Source organism: Streptomyces sp. WAC05292 (assembly GCF_003949955.1).
Lineage (GTDB): Bacteria > Actinomycetota > Actinomycetes > Streptomycetales > Streptomycetaceae > Streptomyces > Streptomyces globosus.
The window spans coordinates 1-18,296 of the sequence record NZ_RPSE01000094.1; the positions used below are offsets into that span (position 1 = coordinate 1).

The 18,296-nt window shown below is 73.9% G+C and carries 21 protein-coding genes; 20 read left to right on the forward strand and 1 reads right to left on the reverse strand.

Annotated elements, in window-relative coordinates; genetic code table 11:
* A partial coding sequence (gene ftsH / locus EF903_RS13420; protein ID WP_148142517.1) for an ATP-dependent zinc metalloprotease FtsH occupies positions 1-1,899 on the forward strand: 1,899 nt, incomplete at its 5' end.
* A gap of 28 nt (positions 1,900-1,927) precedes the next feature.
* Here ftsH and EF903_RS13425 read toward each other — a convergent pair.
* Entirely contained in the window at positions 1,928-2,608 is a 681-nt protein-coding gene (locus EF903_RS13425; protein WP_125543451.1) for a cyclopropane-fatty-acyl-phospholipid synthase family protein, read from the reverse strand.
* A gap of 131 nt (positions 2,609-2,739) precedes the next feature.
* Here EF903_RS13425 and proS point away from each other — a divergent pair, with 131 nt between their 5' ends.
* From proS to EF903_RS34025, 19 genes are all read left to right on the forward strand, one after another.
* Positions 2,740-4,152 (forward strand): proline--tRNA ligase, encoded by a 1,413-nt coding sequence (gene proS, locus EF903_RS13430; protein ID WP_125543452.1) that lies wholly within the window; start codon positions 2,740-2,742, stop codon positions 4,150-4,152.
* Positions 4,153-4,362: 210 nt separating this feature from the next.
* A complete protein-coding gene (locus EF903_RS13435) occupies positions 4,363-4,962 on the forward strand; it encodes a hypothetical protein (protein WP_125543453.1) in 600 nt (199 codons plus the stop codon).
* 215 nt (positions 4,963-5,177) lie between these two features.
* The gene (gene rpsP / locus EF903_RS13440) at positions 5,178-5,618 is read left to right on the forward strand and encodes a 30S ribosomal protein S16 (RefSeq protein ID WP_125543454.1); all 441 of its coding nucleotides are present in this window, start codon (positions 5,178-5,180) and stop codon (positions 5,616-5,618) included.
* Between the two features lie 2 nt (positions 5,619-5,620).
* Positions 5,621-5,860, forward strand: coding sequence for an RNA-binding protein (locus EF903_RS13445; RefSeq protein WP_007266827.1), 240 nt, complete (start codon positions 5,621-5,623; stop codon positions 5,858-5,860).
* 80 nt (positions 5,861-5,940) lie between these two features.
* Entirely contained in the window at positions 5,941-6,492 is a 552-nt protein-coding gene (rimM, locus tag EF903_RS13450) for a ribosome maturation factor RimM (protein ID WP_125543455.1), read from the forward strand.
* On the forward strand, positions 6,492-7,313 hold the full coding sequence (trmD, locus tag EF903_RS13455) for a tRNA (guanosine(37)-N1)-methyltransferase TrmD (protein WP_125543456.1): 822 nt from the start codon (positions 6,492-6,494) through the stop codon (positions 7,311-7,313). Before rimM ends, trmD begins: the two co-directional genes overlap by 1 nt.
* Before the next feature lie 133 nt (positions 7,314-7,446).
* Positions 7,447-7,797, forward strand: coding sequence for a 50S ribosomal protein L19 (rplS, locus tag EF903_RS13460; RefSeq protein ID WP_114054377.1), 351 nt, complete (start codon positions 7,447-7,449; stop codon positions 7,795-7,797).
* A 43-nt stretch (positions 7,798-7,840) separates the two neighbouring features.
* Positions 7,841-8,593, forward strand: coding sequence for a signal peptidase I (gene lepB, locus EF903_RS13465; RefSeq protein ID WP_125543457.1), 753 nt, complete (start codon positions 7,841-7,843; stop codon positions 8,591-8,593).
* A gap of 100 nt (positions 8,594-8,693) precedes the next feature.
* Positions 8,694-9,338 carry a signal peptidase I gene (gene lepB / locus EF903_RS13470; RefSeq protein ID WP_399420771.1) on the forward strand — a complete coding sequence of 215 codons (645 nt, stop codon included), beginning with the start codon at positions 8,694-8,696 and terminating at the stop codon, positions 9,336-9,338.
* Between the two features lie 110 nt (positions 9,339-9,448).
* Positions 9,449-10,333: a signal peptidase I gene (lepB, locus tag EF903_RS13475; protein ID WP_125543458.1), complete on the forward strand. Its 885-nt coding sequence runs from the start codon at positions 9,449-9,451 to the stop codon at positions 10,331-10,333.
* 42 nt (positions 10,334-10,375) lie between these two features.
* The gene (gene lepB / locus EF903_RS13480) at positions 10,376-11,188 is read left to right on the forward strand and encodes a signal peptidase I (RefSeq protein WP_125543459.1); all 813 of its coding nucleotides are present in this window, start codon (positions 10,376-10,378) and stop codon (positions 11,186-11,188) included.
* Positions 11,172-11,696 (forward strand): NUDIX hydrolase, encoded by a 525-nt coding sequence (locus EF903_RS13485; protein ID WP_125543460.1) that lies wholly within the window; start codon positions 11,172-11,174, stop codon positions 11,694-11,696. Before lepB (EF903_RS13480) ends, EF903_RS13485 begins: the two co-directional genes overlap by 17 nt.
* 43 nt (positions 11,697-11,739) lie before the next feature.
* On the forward strand, positions 11,740-12,048 hold the full coding sequence (locus EF903_RS13490) for a DUF2469 domain-containing protein (RefSeq protein WP_006139554.1): 309 nt from the start codon (positions 11,740-11,742) through the stop codon (positions 12,046-12,048).
* Between the two features lie 140 nt (positions 12,049-12,188).
* A complete protein-coding gene (locus EF903_RS13495; protein ID WP_125543461.1) occupies positions 12,189-12,560 on the forward strand; it encodes a YraN family protein in 372 nt (123 codons plus the stop codon).
* The gene (locus EF903_RS13500; protein WP_125543462.1) at positions 12,560-14,194 is read left to right on the forward strand and encodes a YifB family Mg chelatase-like AAA ATPase; all 1,635 of its coding nucleotides are present in this window, start codon (positions 12,560-12,562) and stop codon (positions 14,192-14,194) included. The genes EF903_RS13495 and EF903_RS13500 overlap by 1 nt, the downstream gene beginning before the upstream one ends.
* 905 nt (positions 14,195-15,099) lie before the next feature.
* The gene (gene dprA / locus EF903_RS13505) at positions 15,100-16,359 is read left to right on the forward strand and encodes a DNA-processing protein DprA (protein ID WP_185902647.1); all 1,260 of its coding nucleotides are present in this window, start codon (positions 15,100-15,102) and stop codon (positions 16,357-16,359) included.
* Positions 16,360-16,568: 209 nt separating this feature from the next.
* A complete protein-coding gene (gene whiG / locus EF903_RS13510; RefSeq protein ID WP_125543463.1) occupies positions 16,569-17,405 on the forward strand; it encodes an RNA polymerase sigma factor WhiG in 837 nt (278 codons plus the stop codon).
* 52 nt (positions 17,406-17,457) lie between these two features.
* Positions 17,458-18,015, forward strand: coding sequence for a TetR/AcrR family transcriptional regulator (locus EF903_RS13515; protein WP_125543465.1), 558 nt, complete (start codon positions 17,458-17,460; stop codon positions 18,013-18,015).
* Between the two features lie 91 nt (positions 18,016-18,106).
* On the forward strand, positions 18,107-18,296 hold a 190-nt coding region (locus tag EF903_RS34025), incomplete at its 3' end, for a hypothetical protein (protein WP_185902646.1).

The window sequence follows — 18,296 nt, forward strand, 5'->3', positions numbered from 1 at the left end:
CCGCGCGACCGGGCCGACACGCCCTGGCGCTCCGAAGGCGCGCCGCCCTCCCCGCCGAAGAAGAGGATGCCCGGCGGTTGGCGCTGGCTGATCCTGGCCGCCCTGCTCGTCTTCCTGGTCACCAACCTCGTCCTGTCCTTCTTCAACGAGGGCGACGAGCCGACCGTCTCCTACACCGAGTTCAGCAGGCAGGTCGCCGCCGGCAACGTCTCCAAGATCTACGCCAAGGGCGACGCCATCCAGGGCGAGCTGAAGGCGAAGCGGCCCCTGCCCGACGGGGAGAAGGGCGACTACACCAAGTTCACCACCCAGCGCCCCGCCTTCGCCGAGGACGACCTGTGGGCCGAGCTCACCAAGCAGAACACCACCGTCACCGCCTCCCCGGTGGTCGTCCAGCGCAGCCTCCTGGCCAACGTCCTGCTCTCGCTCGCCCCGATGCTGCTGCTCGTCCTGCTGTGGGTGCTCCTCGCCCGCCGGATGGGGTCGGCGCTCGGCGGCGGCCTGGGCGGCCTCGGCCGCAAAACCCCGCCCCGGCCGGTGGAGCTCCAGGAGGGCGGCAAGCGCACCACCTTCGAGGACGTCGCCGGCATCGACGAGGTCCAGGGCGAGCTCCACGACGTCGTCGACTTCCTCAAGAACCCGCAGCGGTACCGCGCGATGGGCGCCCGGATGCCCGGCGGCGTCCTGCTCGCGGGCCTGCCCGGCACCGGCAAGACGCTGCTCGCCCGGGCGGTCGCCGGCGAGGCGGGCGTGCCGTTCTTCTCGGCGTCCGCCTCCGAGTTCATCGAGATGATCGTCGGCGTCGGCGCCTCACGGGTCCGCGAGCTGTTCACCGAGGCCCGCAAGGTGGCCCCGGCGATCATCTTCATCGACGAGATCGACACCATCGGCCGGGCCCGCGGCGCCGGCGGCGGCATCGGCGGCCACGACGAACGCGAGCAGACCCTCAACCAGATCCTGACCGAAATGGACGGGTTCTCCGGCTCCGAGGGCGTGGTCGTGATCGCCGCCACCAACCGCGCGGACGTCCTCGACCCCGCCCTCACCCGCCCCGGCCGCTTCGACCGCACCGTCACGGTCTCCCCGCCCGACAAGAGCGGCCGCGAGGCGATCCTGCGCATCCACACCCGCGAGATCCCCCTCGACCCGGACGTCGACCTCGCGCAGACGGCCGCCACCACGCCCGGCATGACCGGCGCCGAACTCGCCAACCTCGCCAACGAGGCCGCCCTCATCGCCGTGAAGCGGGGGCGCGACCGGGTCACGCGGGGCGACCTCTCCGAAGCGCTGGAGAAGGTCCAGCTCGGTGCGGAGCGCCCGCTCGTCATGCCCCCGGAGGAGCGCCGGCGCACCGCCTACCACGAGAGCGGCCACGCCCTGCTCGGCATGCTCCACCCGGGCGCGGACCCCGTACGCAAGATCACGATCGTGCCCCGCGGCCGGGCGCTCGGCGTCACCCTCTCCACCCCGGAGGCCGACCGGTACGCCTACACCGAGGAGTACCTGCGCGGGCGGATCATCGGGGCACTCGGCGGCATGGCCGCCGAGCACACCGTCTACGACGTGATCACCACCGGCTCCGAGAACGACCTGGAACAGGTCACCGCCCTCGTCCGCGGCATGGTCGGCCGCTGGGGCATGAGCGAGCGCATCGGCCGCCTCACCGCCGTCCCCTCCGACGGGCAGAGCCCGTACGGCCTGGTCGCGGCCCCCGCCACCCTCGACGCGGTGGACGCCGAGATGCGGCGGATCGTGGACGAGTGCTACACGGAGGCCTGCCGCCTCCTGCGCGAGCACCGGCCGAAACTCGATGCCCTCGCCGAGGCGCTGCTCGCGAACGAGACCCTCGACGAAGCCGCCGCCTACGCCGCGGCGGGCATCCCGCGCACCCCCGCGTGACCGCCCGCGGCGGCCCGGCGGGGCGCCGTCACGGCATCCGGGCCAGCACGTACCGCAGGATGTTCGGCAGCCAGACCGAGCCGTCGCTTCGCTCGTACGGGTGAAGGGCCTCCGCGAGCTCCTTCTCCACCTGCCCGGTGTCGCCCGCGGAGCCGTACAGCCCCGTCGACAGCAGCCCGCGCACCGCGCTGTCGGCGTCCGCGTACCCGAACGGGCAGAACACGCTCCCCGAGCCTTCGGGCCGCAGCCCGGCCGCCGACACCAGCGCCTCCAGGTCCTGCGGCGCCGGCCCGCCGCCCGGCACCGAGGGGACCGTGCACCGCTCGGCGGGCCCCCAGCCCGCCAGGACCACCGCGGCGCCGCCGCGCAGCGACGGCAGGGCCGCGGCGAGCGCCGCCCGGGAGGGCGCGAAGGCGAACAGCACGTCGTAGGGGCGCCCGCCGGAGGCCGGCGCCGCCGGCAGTACGTCCAGCAGCCGCTCGCGCGCCAGGGCCCGCCGCTCGGGGTCCGCCTCCACCCCCGTCGCGGCGGCGCCCCGGCCCTCGGCCAGCAGCAGGGCCAGCCCGGCCCCGCAGTCCAGGCCCAGCAGCCGGTCGCCCGGACCGACCCCCAGCCGGTCGTAGACGGTCTCGTACAGCGGTACGAGCATCCGTTCCTGGATCTCCGCCCAGTCGCGGGCGACGAGTGTCGGCGTAGGCGTAGGTGTCATCGAAAGAGCGCTCCTGATTCCTTGTCGCCCCCTTGCCCCCGATGCCAGGGAACTCCCCATCCGCCCCCGCGTCCAGAGGAGTGCGCCACCCGATTCACGGATCGTCCCCCGGGCGCCGTACCATTCGCGCCATGGCAAAGGCTCCCGTTCTCACCCCCCAGGCGGAGGATTTCCCCCGCTGGTACCAGGATCTGATCAACAAGGCCGAGCTGGCCGACAACGGCCCGGTGCGCGGCACCATGGTCATCCGGCCGTACGGCTACGGGCTGTGGGAGCGGATGCAGCAGGAGATGGACGCGCGCATCAAGGAAGCGGGCGCACAGAACGCCTACTTCCCGATGTTCATCCCGCAGTCCTACCTGACCAGGGAGGCCGAGCACGTCGAGGGCTTCGCCCCCGAGCTCGCGGTCGTCACCCACGGCGGCGGCAAGCAGCTCGAGGAGCCGGTCGTGGTGCGCCCGACCTCCGAGACGATCATCAACGACTACTTCTCGAAGTGGGTCCAGAGCTACCGCGACCTGCCGCTGCTGATCAACCAGTGGGCCAACGTGGTCCGCTGGGAGATGCGCCCGCGCGTCTTCCTCCGGACGAGCGAGTTCCTCTGGCAGGAGGGCCACACGGCCCACGCCACGTACGAGGACGCGCGCGACTACGCGGCCCGGATCCACCGCGACGTGTACGGCGACTTCATGGTCAACGTGCTCGGCATCGACGTCGTGCTCGGCCGCAAGACGCCGAAGGAGCGCTTCGCCGGCGCCATCAACACCCTCACGCTGGAGGGCATGATGGGCGACGGCAAGGCCCTCCAGATGGGCACGAGCCACGAGCTCGGCCAGAACTTCGCCAAGGCCTTCCACACCCAGTACCTGTCCAAGGACAGCAAGCAGGAGTTCGTCTGGCAGACCTCCTGGGGCGTCTCCACCCGCATGGTCGGCGGCCTGATCATGTCCCACGGCGACGACAACGGCCTGCGCGTGCCGCCGCGGCTGGCGCACGTCCAGGTCGTGGTCATGGCGATCAAGGGCGACGAGGCCGTGGCGAAGGTCCGCGAGCTCGGCGACCGCCTGAAGGCCGCCGGCATCCGCGTCCACGTGGACGACCGCGTCGACATCCCCTTCGGCCGCCGCGCGGTGGACTGGGAGCTCAAGGGCGTTCCGGTCCGCGTCGAGATCGGCCCGCGCGACCTGGAGGCCGGCACCGCGATGCTGGCCCGCCGGATCCCCGGCGGCAAGGAGCCGGTGCAGATCGACGCCCTCGCCGACCTGCTGCCCAAGGTGCTGGACGAGGACCAGGCGCAGCTGCTGCGCGAGTCCCGCGAGCGCCGCGAGGCCCGCACCAGCGACGTCTCCACGCTGGAGGAGGCCGCCGAGGCCGCGGCCGCCGGCGGCTGGGCGCGGATCCCTTGGGCCGACCTCGGCCCCGAGGGCGAGGCCAAGCTGGGCGAGCAGGCCGTCACCGTGCGCTGCCTGATCGCCGAGGACGGGTCGGTGCCCGAGTCGGACGACGCCCCGGGTACGCTCGCCGTCGTCGCGCGCTCGTACTGACGCCCGCGCTCCCGCCATCGCGCCCCGGCGTGCGGCCGACCGCCGCGCGCCGGGGCTGATGTTTTGCCGTCGGCGTTGTGTACCGACTCCTCCTGGGATCGACGCACCCGTCCTCGTCGTCGCGCATCAGGCACAACTGACGGGTACGTGCAAAAAATTTGGAATGGCCCGGAATCGGAACACCGGGGGCCTTCGGCTCGTTGTCACGACGTGAGCACGACACCACCTGTTCTCGCCGCAGAGCTGGCGCAGGCGTGGGCCGACATTCAGCGGCACCACCCCGAGCTGCCGGACCTTGCCGCGCCCGAGTCCCTGATCGGAGAGTCCTCGTCCGCCTGCGGCGCGGAGCTCTCCTTCGAGCGACTGCTGCACGAGGCAGTCCACGGCATCGCCGCCGCCCGCGGAGTGCGCGACACCTCCCGGGCCGGCCGCTACCACAACCGCAGATTCCTCGCGATCGCCGAGGAGATGGGGCTGGACCATTCCGACGAGCCGCATCCGAGCAGCGGCTTCTCGCTGGTCACGCTGAACGCGGAGGCCAAGCGCCGCTACCGCCCGACCATCGAGCGCCTCCAGCGCGCCCTGAAGGCGCACACGGCGGCCACGACGGCCGACACCAAGCGCACGTTCCGCGGTCCGGCCGCGCGGCACGGCTCGTCCGGCGGGGGCGTCCGGGTCAAGGCCGTCTGCGACTGCGGGCGCAACGTGCGGGTGGTGCCCTCCGTGCTGGCACAGGCCCCGATCGTCTGCGGCGGCTGCATGAAGCCGTTCCGCATCCCGGAGGTCGCGGTCGCCGCAGCCGCGTCCTGAATGCGCCGCGCGGTGCGGCGCGCGGCGGGCGCAACCGCCCGCCGGGGGCGGGCCACGGACCGCCACCGGCATGTGGCAGAATGGATGGCTGTACTCGACAGTCGCACAGGACCCCTCTCTCCTCCGGCTGACGCGTCCATCGGGCACCCGAGTACCGCAACCCCACGTGGCATCTCAAGTGCCCAACCACGTCAAGTTCAGGAGACACCACTCCAGTGGCAGTCAAGATCAAGCTCAAGCGCCTCGGCAAGATCCGCTCCCCGCACTACCGCATCGTCGTCGCCGACGCCCGCACCCGCCGGGACGGCCGCGCGATCGAGGAGATCGGCATCTACCAGCCGACGTACAACCCGTCGCGCATCGAGGTCAACGCCGAGCGCGCCCAGTACTGGCTCTCGGTCGGCGCCCAGCCCACCGACGCCGTGCTCGCCATCCTCAAGCTGACCGGTGACTGGCAGAAGCACAAGGGCCTGCCGGCCCCGGCGCCGCTGCTGCAGCCGCAGACGAAGGAAGACAAGCGTCGCTCCTTCGACGAGTTCGCCAAGGCCCTCGAGGGCATCGGCGAGGGCAAGGGCGAGGCCATCACGCAGAAGGCGAAGAAGGCCGACAAGAAGGCGGACGAGGCCGAGGCCGCCGCCGAGTCGACCGAGGCCTGAGCATGCTCGAGGAGGCTCTTGAGCACCTCGTAAAGGGCATTGTGGACAACCCCGACGACGTGCAGGTCGCCTCGCGCAACCTGCGCCGCGGGCAGGTGCTCGAGGTCCGGGTCCACCCCGACGACCTCGGGAAGGTGATCGGCCGCAACGGCCGCACCGCACGTGCGCTGCGCACCGTCGTGGGCGCCATCGGCGGCCGCGGCATCCGCGTCGACCTCGTCGACGTGGACCAGGTCCGCTGAGCAGTTGAATCACCGGCACGGGCCGGGGAGGGCATTCGTGCCCGCCCCGGCCCGTCGTCGTATGGACAGGAGAAGGAAGAGTGCAGCTGGTAGTCGCGCGGATCGGCCGCGCCCACGGGATCAAGGGTGAGGTCACCGTCGAGGTGCGGACGGACGAGCCGGAGCTGCGGCTCGGGCCCGGCGCCGTGCTGCAGACGGAGCCGGCCTCGGCGGGCCCCCTCACCGTCGAGACGGGGCGGGTGCACAGCGGGCGCCTGCTGCTGCGGTTCGAGGGTGTGAAGGACCGCACCGCCGCCGAGGCGCTACGCAACACACTGCTCATCGCCGACGTGGACCCCTCGGAGCTGCCCGAGGAGCCCGACGAGTTCTACGACCACCAGCTCATCGACCTGGACGTGGTCCTGGAGGACGGCACCGCGGTCGGCCGCATCACCGAGATCTCCCACCTGCCGTCGCAGGACCTGTTCATCGTCGAGCGGGAGGACGGCTCCGAGGTGATGATCCCCTTCGTGGAGGAGATCGTCGCCGAGATCGACCTGGAGGAGCAGCGCTGCGTCATCACGCCGCCGCCCGGCCTGATCGACGACCGTGCCGTGGTGGCCTCCACCCGGGACGAGGAGGACGGGGACTGATGCGGCTCGACGTCGTCACGATCTTCCCCGAGTACCTGGAACCGCTGAACGTGTCCCTCGTCGGCAAGGCGCGGGCCCGCGGGCAGCTCGGCGTGCACGTCCACGACCTGCGGGACTGGACCCACGACCGGCACAACACCGTCGACGACACCCCGTACGGCGGCGGCCCCGGCATGGTCATGAAGACCGACCCCTGGGGCGAGGCCCTCGACGAGGTGCTCGCCGACGGCTACGAGGCCGGCGCCCGCGGGCCCGTCATCGTCGTGCCCACGCCCAGCGGCCGGCCGTTCACGCAGGAGCTCGCCGTCGAGCTCTCCGAGCGGCCCTGGCTGATCTTCACCCCGGCCCGCTACGAGGGCATCGACCGGCGCGTCATGGACGAGTACGCCACGCGCATGCCGGTCTACGAGGTCTCCATCGGCGACTACGTCCTCGCGGGCGGCGAGGCCGCCGTCCTGGTCGTGACGGAGGCCGTCGCCCGCCTGCTGCCCGGCGTGCTCGGCAATGCGGAGTCCCACCGGGACGACTCCTTCGCGCCGGGCGAGATGGCGAACCTGCTGGAGGGTCCGGTCTACACCAAGCCGCCGCAGTGGCGCGGCCGCGGGATCCCGGAGGTGCTGCTCAGCGGCCACCACGGGAAGATCGCCCGCTGGCGGCGCGACGAGGCGCTGCGCCGGACCGCCGCCAACCGGCCGGACCTGATCGAGCGCTGCGAGGCCTCGGCGTACGACAAGAAGGACCGGGAGCTGCTGGCGGCCCTGGGCTGGCAGCCGACGGCGGACGGCCGATTTTGGCGCAGGCCGCGGGCCGTGGAAGAATAAGCGGCTGCTGTGTGCTCGCGTGCGCCCCTGCCACAGGGGGACCGTCGCACGAGGGGTGGCACGGCTACGGAATTCTCCCCGAACACCCGCATCGGCGACCTGTGGCGTCGTGCGAAGAAAGCAGACGAAGAACATGTCTCACCTGCTCGACGGCGTGAACGCCGCCTCCCTGCGCTCGGACGTCCCGGCCTTCCGCCCGGGTGACACCGTCAACGTGCACGTCCGCGTCATCGAGGGCAACCGCTCCCGTATCCAGCAGTTCAAGGGCGTCGTCATCCGCCGCCAGGGCTCCGGCGTCTCCGAGACCTTCACCGTTCGCAAGGTCTCCTTCAGCGTCGGTGTCGAGCGCACCTTCCCGGTGAACTCCCCGATCTTCGAGAAGATCGAGCTGGTCACCCGTGGTGACGTCCGCCGCGCCAAGCTGTACTACCTCCGTGAGCTCCGCGGCAAGGCCGCGAAGATCAAGGAGAAGCGCGACCGCTGATCTCCTCTCCGGATCCACGGGGCGGCCGGATAGGCTCCCCCCGATGGACACCGAAGCAGAGCTCACCGAACGCGGCCACTCCTCCCCCGGTGCGGGGGAGGGGCGGCCGCGTTCTGCTTTTGCCCGGTTCCTCGCGCCGGACGGGTGGCGGCGGCTGTCCCCGCTGCGCGGGGCCGCCCTGCTCGGAGTGGCCTGCACCGTCTTCCTGCTGCTGCTCGCCGGCTTCGTCGTCCAGCCCTTCCTGATTCCGAGCCGGTCCATGGAGCCCACGCTCCGGGTCGGCGACCGGCTGCTGGTGAACAAGCTGGCGTACCGTTTCGGCGACGTGCCGCGCCGCGGCGACGTGGTCGTCTTCGACGGCACCGGCTCCTTCGTGCCGGAACCGGACGGGGCGCCGGGGCCGCTGGCCGGGCTGGTCGGCGGGGCGGCCTCCGCCCTGGGCATCGGCGGCCCGTCCGACACCGACTTCGTCAAGCGGGTCGTCGGCGTCGGCGGGGACGACGTCGTCTGCTGCGACGCCCGGGGCCGCCTCGCGGTGAACGGGGTGCCGCTGGCGGAGCCGTACCTGTACCCGGGCGACGCTCCCTCGAAGGTGCCCTTCCGGATCGTCGTCCCGCTGGACCACCTCTGGGTGATGGGCGACCACCGGTCGCAGTCCCGGGACTCCCGGGACCACCTCGGCGCGCCGGGCGGGGGGATGGTGCCGGTGGAGAAGGTCATCGGGCGGGCCGACTGGATCGGCTGGCCGCCCTCGCGCTGGGGCCGCACCGCACCGCAGCCCGGGCCCGCCCGATGACCTTCTCCACCGGCACCATCCCCCCGCCCGGCGCGCCGGCGAGCTCCCGCTGCTCGTCGTCGCCGCGCTGTGCATCGCCCTGCTGCTCAAGACGTTCCTGGTGCAGGCCTTCTTCATCCCCTCGGGCTCCATGGAGGAGACCATCCGGATCGGCGACCGGGTCCTCGTCGACAAGCTGACCCCCTGGTTCGGCTCCCCGATCGAGCGCGGCGACGTCGTCGTGTTCAAGGATCCGGGCGGCTGGCTCAAGGGCGAGGCGGCGCGCCCGCCGCGCGACCCCGTCGGCGTGAAGCAGGTCAAGCAGGCGCTGACCTTCATCGGCCTGCTGCCCTCGGCCGACGAACAGGACCTCATCAAGCGCGTCATCGGGGTCGGCGGCGACACCGTCGCCTGCTGCGACGCCAAGGGACGCGTCACCGTCAACGGCGCGCCGCTGGACGAGCCGTACGTGAAGCCCGGGAACTCCCCCTCCGACATCAGGTTCGAAGTCGCCGTGCCGCCGGGCCGGCTCTTCGTCATGGGCGACCACCGCTCGAATTCGGCCGATTCCCGCTTCCACCTCGACGAGGCCTTCCAGGGCACCATCTCGGAGGAGGGCGTCGTCGGCGAAGCCGTCGTCATCGCATGGCCGTTCGACCACTGGCGGAAGCTGGAACAGCCCGCCGCCTTCCTCACCGTTCCGGACCGGCAGCGGAGCGGGCGACGCGGCCGCAGCGGGCGCCGCTCGGGCACGCCCGTCGCATAGTGTGTCCTCGGTCTCCCGCGCCTTAGGGAACTCCCGCTCGTTAAGGGAGGGGAGGACCCGTGCCGAACCGGCCGGGCGGCATTTCCGAGTGAGGAGTGGATGTGGGGGACGTGGCGGTAGGCGCACGGTCCGGACGCGACGACGGCGAGGAGCGCCCGGCCGATGCCGAGCACATTGCCGGTGGCGCGGCCGGGGACGAGGCGGAGGACGACGCCGAGGCGCAGCCGCAGCGTTCGTTCTGGAAGGAGCTGCCGCTCCTCATCGGCATCGCCCTGCTGCTCGCCCTGCTGATCAAGACGTTCCTGGTGCAGGCGTTCTCGATCCCCTCGGACTCGATGCAGAACACCCTCCAGCGCGGCGACCGCGTCCTGGTGGACAAGCTGACCCCGTGGTTCGGCTCGGAGCCCGAGCGCGGTGAGGTCGTGGTCTTCCACGACCCGGCGAACTGGCTCGCCGGGGAGCCCACCCCGGAGCCCAACCTCGCCCAGCAGATCCTCAGCAAGATCGGCCTGATGCCGTCGGCCGACGAGAAGGACCTGATCAAGCGGACCATCGCCATCGGCGGGGACACGGTCGAGTGCAAGAAGGGCGGCCCGGTCGTCGTCAACGGCAAGCCGCTCGACGAGCCGTACATCTTCCCCGGCAACACCCCCTGCGACGACGCGCCGTTCGGGCCGCTCAAGGTGCCCGAGGGCAAGATCTGGGTGATGGGCGACCACCGCCAGAACAGCCAGGACTCCCGCTACCACATGCAGGACTCCACCCAGGGCTTCGTCCCCGTCGACAAGGTCGTCGGGCGCGCCGTGGTCGTCGCGTGGCCGGTCACCCGCTGGTCGACCCTGCCGGTGCCGGACACCTTCGACCAGCCGGGCATCGGCAACCAGGCCCCGGCCAAGGCGCTGAGCGCCGCCCCGGCCGCGCTCGGCCTGGCCGGAGCCGTCCCCCTCGTCCTGTGGCGCCGGAGGAGGCTGACCGGCGGTCCTACCGGCAGGTAGGGTGCCGCCCAGGGTGGTCCATCCCGGACAGGGGGCGCAGCCATGGGCGGAACGCAGGACAGCAGGACGCAGAGCAGCAGGACGCGGGAGAGCGGGACGCCGGGAGCACGCGGGGCCGGAGGCGGCAGCCGCGGTGCCGGCAGCGTCCTGTCCGGCATCGCCGTGGCCGTCGGCTTCGTGCTGTTCCTGGGCGGCTTCGTGTGGGGGGCCGTGGTCTACCAGCCCTTCACCGTGCCGACCGACTCGATGGTGCCGACCGTCAGGCCGGGCGACCGGGTCCTCGCCCAGCGGATCGACGGCACCGAGGTGCGCCGCGGCGACGTGGTCGTCTTCACGGACACCCGGTGGGCCGACTCGCCCATGGTCAAGCGGGTCGTCGGCGTCGGCGGCGACACCGTGAAGTGCTGCGGCGCGGGCGGCGGGCTCACGCTCAACGGCCGCGAGCTGGACGAGCCGTACGCCGACCTCGGCGACCCCGCCGCGGCCGCCGGCGGTCTGCGGCCCGCGTCGCAGACCCCCTTCGAGGTGACCGTCCCCGAGGGGAACCTCTTCCTCCTCGGCGACCGCCGCTCCGCCTCCCTCGACTCGCGGGCCCACCTCCAGGAGGCCGGGCAGGGGACCGTGCCGCGCTCCGCGGTGCGGGGCCGCGTCGACGCCCTCGCCTGGCCCTCCGTGACCATGGTCGGCCGGCCGGCGGCGTACGCGGACCTGCCCGGCGGAACGTCCCGGCCCGGGCCGCTGCGGATCCAGCTGGCCGCGGCCGCGGCCGGGGCCGCCCTGGTGCTGCTGGGCTGCGCGTACGGGCCGCTGGCGCGGGCGCTCGCCCGGCGCAAGGGGCATGCCGGTGCACGCTGACCCGGCCGGCGCGGCCGGCTTCCGCAAGGTGTCCCGGGTCGTCCTGCTCGACCCCGCGGACCGGATCCTGCTGCTGCACGGCTTCGAGCCCGCGACGCCGGAGACCGACTGGTGGTTCACCCCGGGCGGCGGGCTGGAGGGCGCCGAGACCCGCGAGGAGGCCGCCCTGCGGGAGCTCGCGGAGGAGACCGGCATCACCGAGGCCGAGCTCGGGCCGGTGCTGTGGCGGCGCCACTGCGCCTTCCCCTTCGACGGGCGGCTGTGGGAGCAGGACGAGTGGTACTTCCTGGCCCGGACGGGGCAGACGCGCACCGAGATGACGGGCCTCACCGAACTGGAGCGGCGCAGCGTCACCGGGGCCAGGTGGTGGACCGTGGACGAGCTCCTCACGACCCGCGAGACCGTCTACCCCCGGCGGCTCGCCGAGCTGCTGGCGACCCTGCTGGCCGAGGGGCCGCCGGGCGCGCCGGTGGTGCTCGCGACGGAAATCGACCGGCCGCACGCGTGACTGCCGCACAATGGGGGGACGCACGGCTGAAGGGGAACATGCCATGAGCGCCGAGGACCTCGAGAAGTACGAGACCGAGATGGAGCTGAAGCTCTATCGCGAGTACCGCGACGTCGTCGGGCTGTTCAAGTACGTGATCGAGACGGAACGCCGCTTCTACCTGACGAACGACTACGAGATGCAGGTGCACTCCGTCCAGGGCGAGGTGTTCTTCGAGGTGACGATGGCCGACGCCTGGGTGTGGGACATGTACCGGCCGGCCCGCTTCGTCAAGCAGGTGCGCGTGCTGACCTTCAAGGACGTGAACATCGAGGAGCTCAACAAGAGCGACCTCGAACTGCCCGGCAGCTGACCGAGGAGGCCCTGCCGCGCCCTCCGGCGGCGCTCCCGTCCCCCTGACGGGTGAAGGCGTCGTCCACAACGGCCTCTCCGTCCACCAAGATCCAATCGCTTCGGCGGTCCGCGGGACCGTGGCGGTGGAGGTGGTGCGCGATGGACGCGAAGGGCGTGGCGCGGCAGGCGATGGGGCGGTACGGCGAGGAGCTCGCCGTGCGGCGGCTGGCGGAGGCCGGCATGACCGTCATCGAGCGGAACTGGCGGTGCCGGGCGGGGGAGATCGACATCCTCGCCCGGGACGGGGACGCCCTCGTGGTGTGCGAGGTCAAGACGCGGCGGGCGGGGCCGTACGAGCACCCGATGGCCGCGGTGCGGCCCGGCAAGGCCGAGCGGCTGCGCAGGCTCGCCGGGCGCTGGCTCGCCGACCACGGGGGACCGCCGCCGGGCGGGGTGCGGATCGACCTCGTGGGGATCGTCCTGCCGCGGCGCGGGGCGCCCGTCGTGGAGCACGTCAGGGGGGTGGCGTGATGGGGTTCGCGCGAGCCTGCTCGGTGGCCCTCGTCGGCGTCGAGGGCGTGGTCGTGGAGGTCCAGGCCGACCTCGAACCGGGCGTGGCGGCCTTCACCCTGGTGGGGCTGCCCGACAAGACCCTGGTCGAGAGCCGGGATCGGGTCCGGGCCGCGGTCGCCAACTCCGGCGCCGCCTGGCCGCAGAAGAAGCTCACGGTCGGGCTCAGCCCGGCCTCCGTCCCCAAAGGCGGCTCGGGTTTCGATCTCGCCGTCGCGGCAGCGGTGCTCGGGGCCGCGGAGGTGGTCGACCCGGCGGTCATCGCCGACCTGGTCCTGATCGGCGAGCTGGGGCTGGACGGCCGGGTCCGCCCGGTGCCCGGCATCCTGCCGTCGGTGCTCGCCGCCGCGGAGGCCGGCCACCGCCACGTCGTCGTCCCCCGGGGCTGCGCCGCCGAGGCGGAGCTGGTGCCCGGGGTGTCGGTGCTCGGCGTCGGCAGCCTGCGCCGGCTGATCGCTGTGCTGACCGGCGCCGACGGGGCGGCCTCCGAGCCCGAGGAGGAGGCCGGGCCGCCCGGCCCCGGGCCCTCGGGGCTGCTGGTGCCCGGCGCGGGACCGGGCACCGGCGTGCTGTCCGGCCGTCCTGCGGAGGGCGTCCCGGGCGACCTGCCGGACCTGGCCGACGTGGCCGGACAGCAGGGGGCCCGCCGCGCCCTGGAGGTGGCCGCCTCCGGAGGGCACCACCTGTTCCTGAGCGGTCCGCCCGGCGCGGGCAAGACGATGCTCGCCGAGCGGATGCAGGGCATCCTGCCGCCGCTCTCCCGGCAGGACTCCCTGGAGGTGACCGCCGTCCACTCGGTCGCCGGAATCCTCCCGCCGGGCGACCCCCTCGTCACCCGCGCCCCGTACTGCGCGCCGCACCACTCCGCCACCATGCAGTCCCTCGTCGGCGGCGGGGCCGGGGTGCCGCGCCCGGGGGCCGTCTCCTTGGCACACCGCGGAATCCTCTTCCTGGACGAAGCCGCCGAGTTCAGCGCGAAGGCGCTGGACGCGCTCCGCCAGCCCCTGGAGTCGGGGCGGGTGGTCATCGCCCGGGCCGCCGGGGTGGTCCGGCTGCCCGCCCGCTTCCTGCTGGTCCTCGCGGCCAACCCCTGCCCCTGCGGGCGGCACGGGCTGTACGGCGCGGGCTGCGAATGCCCGGCCTCGGTGGTCCGGCGCTACCAGGCCCGGCTGTCAGGGCCGCTGCTGGACCGGGTGGACCTGCGGGTGGAGATCGAGCCGGTGGGCCGCTGCGACCTGGCGCGGCCCGGCAGCCGCGGCGAGCCGACGGCCGTCGTCGCCGCCCGGGTCCGCCAGGCCAGGGACCGCGCCGCCTCCCGGCTCGCCGGGACGCCGTGGCGGCTCAACGCCGAGGTCCCCGGACACGAGCTGCGCACCCGCTGGCCGGCCGCCCCCGGGGCGCTCGCCCAGGCCGAGCGGGATCTGGAGCGCGGCCTCCTCACCGCCCGAGGGCTCGACCGGGTGCTGCGGGTCGCATGGACCGTGGCCGACCTGCGGGGCAACGACCGCCCGGACGCCCTGGACGTGGCCGTCGCCCTGGAACTCCGCACCGGCGTGGCCCGCGGCGCCGCCCTCGCGGCGGGAGCCGCGCCGTGACGGCGCCCGGCGGCCGGGGGCCGCTGCCGGATTCCGGGCCGCCGGGTGGATCCGGGCCGGGGGTGCCGCCGGATTCCGGCCCGCCGCATGGCTCCGACCCCGGTCCGCCGCAGGACTCCGGGCCGCTGGAGGGGTCTGGTTCCGGGCTGGTGCCGGGGTCCGGGCCGCCGGGTGGGTCCGATCCCGGGCTGCCGCCGGGTTCCGGGCCGCCGCCCGAGTCTGGTTCCGGGCCGCCGCAGGACGCGGGGCCGCTGGAGGGGTCTGGTTCCGGGCTGGTGCCAGGGTCCGGGCCGCCGGGTGGCTCCCATTCCGGGTTGCCGCCGGGTTCCGGGCCGCCGGGCGGGTTCGATCCCGGGCTGCCGCCGGGTTCCGGGCCGCCGCATGGTTCCGACCGCGGGCCGCTGCCCGGTTCTGGGCCGCCGGGTGGTTCCGGCACCGGGCTGCCGCCGGGTTCTGGGCCGTCGCCCGAGTCTGGATCCGGGCCGCCGCAGGACGCGGGGCCGCTGGAGGGGTCTGGTTCCGGGCCGCTGCCGGGTTCTGGGCCGCCGGGCGGGTTCGATCCCGGGCTGCTGCCGGGTTGCGGGCCGGCGCATGGTTCCGATCCCGGGCCGCTGCCCGGTTCTGGGCCGCCGGGCGGGTTCGATCCCGGGCTGCTGCCGGGTTGCGGGCCGCCGCATGGTTCCGATCCCGGGCCGCTGCCCGGTTCTGGGCCGCCGGGTGGGTCTGGTCCCGGGCTGCCGCCGGGCTCCGGGGCGCCGCATGGTTGCGCCCCGGGGCCGCTGCCTGGCTCTGGGCCGCCGGGTGGGTCTGGTCCCGGGCTGCCGCCGGATTCCGGGTCGCCGTCCGAGTCTGGTTCCGGGCTGGTGCCGGGCTCTGGGCCGCCGGGTGGTTCCGAGCCCGGGCCGCTGCCCGGTTCCGGGCCGGCGGGTGGGTCTGGTTTCCGGCTGTTGTGGGGGGCGGAGGGGCGGAGCCCGGCCGAGGCGGAAGGCGGCCCCGTCGGGCGCGGTGAGGAGCTGCTTGCGCGGGTCGCGTTGACGCGGGTGCTGGAGCCGGGGGACGTGCACGGGGGGCGGTGGCTGCGCGAGTACGGGGCCGTCGGGCTGATGCGGCTCCTCACGGGGGCCGACCCCGAGCCCCCCGAGCTGGCCGGGGCAGGGCGGCAGCGGGTCGCCGGATACCGGCTGCGGGCCGCCGGGGCCGATCCCGGCGCCGACCTGGACCGGGCGGCGGAGCAGCGCTGCCGGTTCCTCTTCCCCGGCACCCCGCAGTGGCCCACCCAGCTCGACGACCTCGGCGACGCCAGACCCGTCGGCCTGTGGGTGCGGGGCACCCCCGACCTGCGGACCTGGGCGCTGCGTTCCGTCGCCCTCGTCGGGGCGCGGGCCTGCACCCCGTACGGGGCGCACATGGCGCACACCCTGGCCGCCGGGCTCGCCGAGCGCGGCTGGGTCGTGGTGTCGGGCGCCGCGTACGGGATCGACGGCGCCGCGCACCGCGGTGCGCTCGGGGCCGGCGGGGCGACGGCCGCGGTGCTGGCCTGCGGGGTGGACACCGCCTACCCGCGGGGCCACGCCGGGCTGCTCGGCGCCATCGCGGGGCAGGGCCTGGTGCTGGGCGAGCTGCCGCCCGGCAGCCATCCGACGCCGGCCCGGTTCGTGCAGCGCAACCGGGTCATCGCCGCCCTGACCCGCGGCACCGTCGTCGTCGAGGCGGCCTACCGCAGCGGCTCGCTGGTCACCGCCCGCCGGGCCCGCGAGCTGGGCCGGTTCACCATGGGCGTCCCCGGGCCCGCCACCAGCGGGCTGTCAGCCGGGGTGCACGAGCTGCTGCGCGGGGAGGCGGTGCTCGTCACCGACGCGGCCGAGGTCGTCGAACTCGTCGGAGGAATGGGGGAGCTGGCGCCCGAGCGGCGCGGGCCGGTCCTCGCCCGCGACCTGCTGGACCCGGACACCGCCCGGGTGCTGGACGCCCTCCCTGCCTCGGGTCCGGTGCAGGCCGGCGACATCGCCCTCGCCGCGGGAGCCGGCACCGATGAAGTCATCGGCAGACTGTACGAACTTCACTCTCTGGGGTTCGTCGAACGGCTGGGCGACGCCTGGCGGTTGGCCAAGAGGACACGCCGGGAAGGCACACGAACCGGTGGCGAACGGCGAGGCGGTCGGTGACCTGGGGCGTTCCGGTGAAAGAGTGAAGCCGATGAATACCGCGGTCTTTCCGCCGGCAGCCGCCGGGACCGGGCGCCCCGCGCCGGTCCCGGGCCACCCGTGCGATCCGGGACGCCTCCGGGGCCTCATACGATCCCGTACTCTTCGCGCACCGCGACTACTCCGTCACGCTACGCTCACAAGGAATCCGGCTCCGGCAAAGGCGAAGCATGCCCCAGCACACCTCACGGTCCGACCGCGCTGCTGTGCCCACCGCTGCCCGCGGCAGCGTGCGGCCCACCGCGCCCTCGTCCCTGGAGGCGCTGTGGCGCTCGTACAAGGCATCGGGTGACGAACGGCTGCGGGAGCAGCTGATCCTCCACTACTCGCCCCTCGTCAAGTACGTCGCCGGCCGGGTCAGCGTGGGCCTTCCGCCCAACGTGGAGCAGGCCGACTTCGTCTCCTCCGGAGTCTTCGGGCTGATCGACGCCATCGAGAAGTTCGACCTCGACCGCTCCATCAAGTTCGAGACGTACGCCATCACCCGCATCCGCGGCGCCATGATCGACGAGCTGCGGGCGCTCGACTGGATCCCGCGCTCCGTGCGGCAGAAGGCGCGGGCCGTCGAGCGGGCGTACGCCACGCTGGAGGCGCAGCTGCGCCGCACCCCCACGGAGCACGAGGTCGCCGCCGAGATGGGCATCGCCGTGGAGGAACTCCACACGGTGTTCAGCCAGTTGTCGCTGGCGAACGTGGTCGCCCTGGAGGAGCTGCTGCACGTCGGCGGGGAGGGCGGCGACCGCCTCTCCCTGATGGACACCCTGGAGGACACCGCCGCCGACGACCCCGTGGAGGTGGCCGAGGACCGCGAGCTGCGCAGGCTGCTGGCCCGCGCCATCAACACCCTGCCCGAGCGGGAGAAGACGGTGGTGACGCTCTACTACTACGAGGGCCTGACCCTGGCCGAGATCGGCAACGTCCTCGGCGTCACCGAGAGCCGCGTCAGCCAGATCCACACCAAGTCGGTGCTGCAACTGCGCGCAAAGCTGGCCGATGTGGGGCGCTGACCCGCCGGTACCTCCGTACAGTGGACGGGTGCCCAGGATTCGAGCGGCCTCCGTGGCCGAGCACCGGTCGATGCAGCGCGGCGCCCTGTTGGACGCGGCGCGCTCCCTGCTGTCCGAAGGCGGGACCGAGGCCCTGACCTTCCCCGCCCTGGCGGAGCGGACCGGCCTGGCCCGGTCCTCCGTCTACGAGTACTTCCGCTCCCGCGCCGCCGTCGTCGAGGAGCTGTGCGCGGTGGACTTCCCCGTCTGGGCCGCGGAGATCGAGTCGGCCATGGAGCAGGCCGCCACGCCCGAGGCGAAGATCGAGGCCTACGTGCGCAGCCAGCTCGGCCTCGTCGGCGACCGGCGCCACCGGGCCGTGGTGGCGATCTCGGCGAGCGAGCTGGACGCGGGCGCCCGGGAGAAGATCCGCGCCGCGCACGGCGGGCTCGTCGCGATGATCGTGGAGGCGCTGGCCGCGCTGGGCCAGGAGGAGCCGAAGCTGGCGGCGATGCTGCTCCAGGGCGTCGTCGACGCGGCGGTGCGCCGCATCGAGCTGGGCGCGGCCGAGGACCCGGCCGTGGTGACCGAGACGGCCGTCGCAGTGGCCCTGCGGGGCGTCCGGGGCTGAGCGCCGCCCCCTCGGCGGGCAGCAACCGCGGCGCCGGCCGCGGGAGCAGGGCCAGCGGGTCGAGGTACTCCTCGCCGGCGAGGAGGCCCCAGTGCAGGCAGGTCCGGGGCCCGCAGTGGCCGCCCTCCGCGAGGACGGCGACCACCTGCCCGGCCGTGACGGCCTCGCCCTCCGCGACGAGCGGCCGCACCGGCTCGTACGTGGTGCGCAGGCCGCCCGGCAGCGTGAGCGACAGCACCCCGCGCCCGGCGACCGGCCCCGCGTGGTGCACCCGCCCCGGC

Coding starts and splice junctions, on each gene's coding strand:
- EF903_RS13425 (WP_125543451.1), bottom strand. CDS start 2,608: ATGACACCTACGCCTACGCCGACACTCGTCGCCCGCGACTGGGCGGAG.
- proS (WP_125543452.1), top strand. CDS start 2,740: ATGGCAAAGGCTCCCGTTCTCACCCCCCAGGCGGAGGATTTCCCCCGC.
- EF903_RS13445 (WP_007266827.1), top strand. CDS start 5,621: ATGCTCGAGGAGGCTCTTGAGCACCTCGTAAAGGGCATTGTGGACAAC.
- trmD (WP_125543456.1), top strand. CDS start 6,492: ATGCGGCTCGACGTCGTCACGATCTTCCCCGAGTACCTGGAACCGCTG.
- rplS (WP_114054377.1), top strand. CDS start 7,447: ATGTCTCACCTGCTCGACGGCGTGAACGCCGCCTCCCTGCGCTCGGAC.
- lepB (WP_125543457.1), top strand. CDS start 7,841: ATGGACACCGAAGCAGAGCTCACCGAACGCGGCCACTCCTCCCCCGGT.
- lepB (WP_125543459.1), top strand. CDS start 10,376: ATGGGCGGAACGCAGGACAGCAGGACGCAGAGCAGCAGGACGCGGGAG.
- EF903_RS13485 (WP_125543460.1), top strand. CDS start 11,172: ATGCCGGTGCACGCTGACCCGGCCGGCGCGGCCGGCTTCCGCAAGGTG.
- EF903_RS13490 (WP_006139554.1), top strand. CDS start 11,740: ATGAGCGCCGAGGACCTCGAGAAGTACGAGACCGAGATGGAGCTGAAG.
- EF903_RS13495 (WP_125543461.1), top strand. CDS start 12,189: ATGGACGCGAAGGGCGTGGCGCGGCAGGCGATGGGGCGGTACGGCGAG.
- EF903_RS13500 (WP_125543462.1), top strand. CDS start 12,560: ATGGGGTTCGCGCGAGCCTGCTCGGTGGCCCTCGTCGGCGTCGAGGGC.
- whiG (WP_125543463.1), top strand. CDS start 16,569: ATGCCCCAGCACACCTCACGGTCCGACCGCGCTGCTGTGCCCACCGCT.